The following is a 582-nucleotide window of genomic DNA, read 5'->3' on the forward strand; positions in this document are numbered from 1 at the left end:
ACATCTCACCGCGTTGGAATGTGGCTGCCTCACCGGCCTCGGGCGTGCCGCCGTACGACGCGCCCGCGCGCCCGGGAGCGGTGAGCCAGCCACCCTCCGAGGTGACGGAACGTGGCTGACCCACCGCCCGCGGGCGTGTCGACTACGACGCGCGGGCCGGCGGTGGCCGAGCCACATCTCACCGCGCTGGAATGTGGCTGACTCACCGCTCACCGGGCCGCGCGCAGGGCGCCTAGGTCGCGAGCGTGCCGAGCAGGTCCGCCGTCCGCTGACGCCACTCTGGGCGGGGTGGCGAGCCGTGGCGCAGCGTCTCGGCGAGGTAGGAGCCGAGGACGAGGTCCAGCAGGGCGTCCGGATCGACCGAGGGCAGCAGCCGACCGGCCGCGACGTCGGTGGCGACCTGCTCGCGGACGGGGCGCAAGCCGTCGTCCAGAGCGCGACGCAGGGCCGCGCTGAAGTCGCGGTCCCCGTCGCCGAGCACCGAGGCCACCCCGCCCAGACCGATCCCGCGCGCGAGCACCTCCTCGGTCCGGGTCAGGACCCACAACAGCTTGTCCTCGATCGGCAGGTCGACGTCCGGCT

General features: G+C 74.4%; 1 protein-coding gene. It reads right to left on the bottom strand.

The features are described from left to right. Positions 1 to 232 precede the first annotated feature (232 nt). Positions 233 to 582, bottom strand: a 350-nt coding sequence (locus AC1DQF_RS21675) for a TetR/AcrR family transcriptional regulator C-terminal ligand-binding domain-containing protein (protein WP_477527287.1), incomplete at its 5' end; no start/stop codon positions are given.

This window comes from Nocardioides sp. P4_G4 (assembly GCF_056401085.1).